Origin of the sequence: Mesorhizobium sp. M0808, from assembly GCF_040320025.1 — a bacterium.
GTDB lineage: Bacteria > Pseudomonadota > Alphaproteobacteria > Rhizobiales > Rhizobiaceae > Mesorhizobium.
On sequence record NZ_JAMYOX010000096.1, the window covers coordinates 1 to 3540 of the forward strand.

General features: G+C 55.5%; 4 protein-coding genes. 2 read left to right on the forward strand and 2 right to left on the reverse strand.

The features are described 5' to 3' along the window. Both NKI25_RS36020 and NKI25_RS36025 read right to left on the reverse strand, forming a co-directional pair. Window positions 1-452 (reverse strand): aminotransferase class IV (locus tag NKI25_RS36020; protein ID WP_353000917.1); only part of this gene is annotated, 452 nt, incomplete at its 3' end. An 81-nt stretch (window positions 453-533) separates the two neighbouring features. Then, window positions 534-773, reverse strand: a complete 240-nt coding sequence (locus tag NKI25_RS36025; protein ID WP_353000922.1) for an Lrp/AsnC ligand binding domain-containing protein — start codon at window positions 771-773, stop codon at window positions 534-536. Between the two features lie 732 nt (window positions 774-1505). Between NKI25_RS36025 and NKI25_RS36030 the strand changes: the two genes are divergently transcribed. Continuing rightward, window positions 1506-1919, forward strand: a complete 414-nt coding sequence (locus NKI25_RS36030) for a hypothetical protein (RefSeq protein ID WP_353000919.1) — start codon at window positions 1506-1508, stop codon at window positions 1917-1919. A gap of 876 nt (window positions 1920-2795) precedes the next feature. Next, the gene (locus NKI25_RS36035) at window positions 2796-3221 is read left to right on the forward strand and encodes an ATP-binding protein (protein WP_353000921.1); all 426 of its coding nucleotides are present in this window, start codon (window positions 2796-2798) and stop codon (window positions 3219-3221) included. Window positions 3222-3540 lie beyond the last annotated feature (319 nt).

The window sequence follows — 3540 nt, forward strand, 5'->3', positions numbered from 1 at the left end:
TCCTTGTTGGCAACCGACCCAAAAGGGACAGCAAACGCGATGAAGCGGTTCTCCGCCTGGCGGGGATCGCGGCTGAATGTCGGTGATGAACCGCGCGTGCAGATCATTTCCACGTACGCCGACTTATGCCCCGACAAAGCCACACAATTCGCCAGAATCGACTCTATTTCCACCCGATCATAGGGCAGTTTCATTCGCAGCCGTTCAATACCCCCGAAGAAACGGTCAAGATGCAAGTCCAGCCGGAAGAATCTGCTATCCCAGACGTGCACCGTGTCGTAAGTGGCATCCGAGTGCAGGAGCCCCCAATCCAGCACGGAGATCTTGGCCTCGGACATCGGCAGGTATTGCCCATCCATAAAAGCGACCCCGACGGGGTAGCGCCGTTGGTCACAGTAACGCTCATCGACAGATGGAAGAACAGGTAAGGTCTGCGTTATCGGGGTCGCCATTCTTTTTCCTTACAGCGGAGCGGTTACTTTCCCTGCGGTCGGGCAACTCACACCGTCCCCACGCAGGATCGACTGCGCTCTCTAGATCGCACATTTGCTTAGGCGAAAAAGCTCAATCTGATGCTGGACGCGCAATGGCGGTTTCAAAAGGCGCCCCGGAATGCTGACTTCAGCGCAGCGCGTCGAGGTCCACTTCGTTACGCGGATCGAACTTGTCTTGACGAAGACGTCAAAGGCCTCGACGTCCTCAACGACTATGATCAGCACAAAGTCGGCCTCGCCAGTAACCATGTAGCACTGGGCACTCTGGGCCGCACGCATAGCGTCATTGTTCACGGCAGACTGTTTGGCGCAGAGACCATAATGAACAACGACCACACGGCGCGGTCGGGAACAAGATCCCGGCAGGGCTCATGACATCGGCACGCAAAGCCAGAGGCCAGAAAACTCCTAGCGCCTGCCGAGAGTGCATTGGGGAGCGGTCAAAACGGCCGAGGCTCAAACCGCAGGATAAATAAATGGCAGATCACTTTCAGTCTCTGCAGACATGAACCGCAGAACTGTTCCGAAGCCATCGCGCGCAGCGTCAAGCCACCAGATTTGGCAGTTCCTGAAAAACCTCAACCCACTATCTTTCAAGTCCTGTAAGCGACCAACCGGGTACAAAATGGCCCGGCCACGCGACGCCAAACGAAGATGAGATTTTCCGCGCTCCGGGCCCGCTGACTGCTCACCGGGTCGAGTTAAATTCGAGCTGCGCCCAAGAATCCATCTGGGTCGCGCAAAGCTCCAATATCATAAGGCCGCAGGAAAGGATCTGCCCATGACAATCGCGACGGTGCCAGCAATCAACGAAGCAGATGTACGAATTGAGCGCCGACTCTGCGAGCTAGCAACTTGCGACCCAGCCTCGATCTGGGAGGCTCAAGACGAGCTGTCCAGCGCGATTGCAGAGGCGGGCATGCACTTTGAGGGGCGTGCGTACCCCGTCTGTCTCCGGCCCCTTGCGATAGACTGCGGTCTGGCAAATCACCTCAGCGCTACCGCTGAGGCGTGGTCAAGCTCCTTGATGTCGCCGCTGAGCTGTATTCCTGCAATGAAGACGCACAAGCCCTATTTCCAGCTTACAAACATTTGCGACGTTTGATCACTAACCTCCCAAAATATCGGCCGATTGTAAGAATATGCCGGCTGGATGGCCTTTTCGGCAGCGATGGCTATTACAAGATAATTGAAACGAATACCGAATCGCCCGGCGGCGTTATTCAGAACGGCCTCGCCGCAAAAATCTGGAGCGATATACCCAATCCATTGACACATGGCCTGTCACTAGACGTGAGCAAGCAGCCTTTCGCGAAAGATCCGAACTGCTTCGTCCGGGAGCTGCTGTCTGCCTATTATTCTGCGGCCGCCCGCGAACTGAAAACTGCGGCCGTAGTCAACTTTCGCGGACCCTTTTACAAATAAAGTGGATTGGATCGTGAACGGTCTAAGAGACGCAGGTGTAAAAGCAACGCTTCTGGATGTTAGCGATCTGAGAAAGACATATCGTGGAATCGGACCGGGTGATGAAGTAATCGATCTCGTTTACAATAAGCTTGACCCTAGAGATGTGATAGGCGAAATAGAAGCTATAGATCACTTAAGTGCATGCGCGAGTCAAGAGGTGATTTCCATAAACCCGTGGATATCACAGTGTGTATTGTCTGACAAAGCTATCCTTGCTTTGCTCAGCGATGGCCAATTCAGCTCAAACTTCAACGCCGAGCAGATCGAGCTTATTGCACGCCACATTCCATGGACCCGTCTTGTTAGAGCGGGAGTAACAACTGACGCCGAAGGGCGTCGAACCGAGCTCATCGGCCACTTTCGAAAGAACAGGGCCAATCTTGTTCTGAAGCCCTCTAAATGCTACGCGTGGCGAGCACGTCTTGGTTGGACGCCTCACATCCTCAGAGGTGTGGGAAGAACACATTGACCGGGCCGCCCGCGACCCTTACGTCGTTCAAGAGTACGTCGCACCCGGAGAGATTACGGCTCTGCACCCGCCGAGCCGGTCGATCAAGAAAATGGCGTTTGGAATTGACTGTTACGTATTCGGTGGCCGCCTAGCAGGTTTTCAGTCGCGTGCAAGCCTCGATCCTGTGATGAACGTTGGGCAAAGCGGGAGTCTACTACCGATAGCTATAGACTAAGTTTTGCGCCTGAGCTCGCCAAGACGTTCCCTTTCGTGAGGGTCCCATGAGGTTCTCTAATCGCCGCTGTAAATGGCCGCTTTTTTTCGGTCGACGTAACGCCTGCCGGGCTCCCGGTCTCTCCGCGGTCGATTGCAAGGATCGCCGCATGTTCGCGTTGGACTGTGGGGCGAGGTGGTATTCGCGATTCCATGGGAACGCACGCCTGGGGACGACCTCATCCGTGCAGCGTCGGCAAGGACGCATTTCGGGAATAGCCAAGCTGCGCTTTCCCGAAGCCTGGATCGAGGACATCGATTTTGCCGCGCCGCGTGGCCTCGACCGGCGCAACACCATGGCGCTCGCCCAGGGCGAATGGCTGAGGGCGCATGACAACTTGATCGTCACCGGCCAGACCGGCACCGGCAAGTCGTGGTTGTCCGCCACATCAGGTCACACGCGCTACAGAGCGCCGGAAATTTCAGCGCTGTGCATGTCAGGCCAGAATCCTCGAAGCATGCGCGATAAGGTGTGTTGTGTACGGCCGAGTATTTTTCCGCGCCGCCTTTCTGGAAGTAGCGGTAAGCGGGCTTAGAGTAGTGCCCGTCCACAAACGGTAAACTGCTGAAATTGCTGGAGGAATCGCAACATTTGTGCGGGCAAACCCCGGCGGTTTCAGGTACACTTTAGTTTCAAGCGACTGATTCTAAAGGGAAACCTGCAACCGCCGGAGCCGACAATGCGCCAAGAACGCACGGTCCAATCCAGTATATTCGATCTTTTCGCCGAACACGAGATCGGTCGTGAACTGTGTCGTAAGCAGATGAGTTGTCCGGGTTAGGTAGCAGACGAGTTGTCCGGTTTGATCTTCAGCGAACGGAGGCTGGGGATGAGACGGGCAGCATGGCTACAGG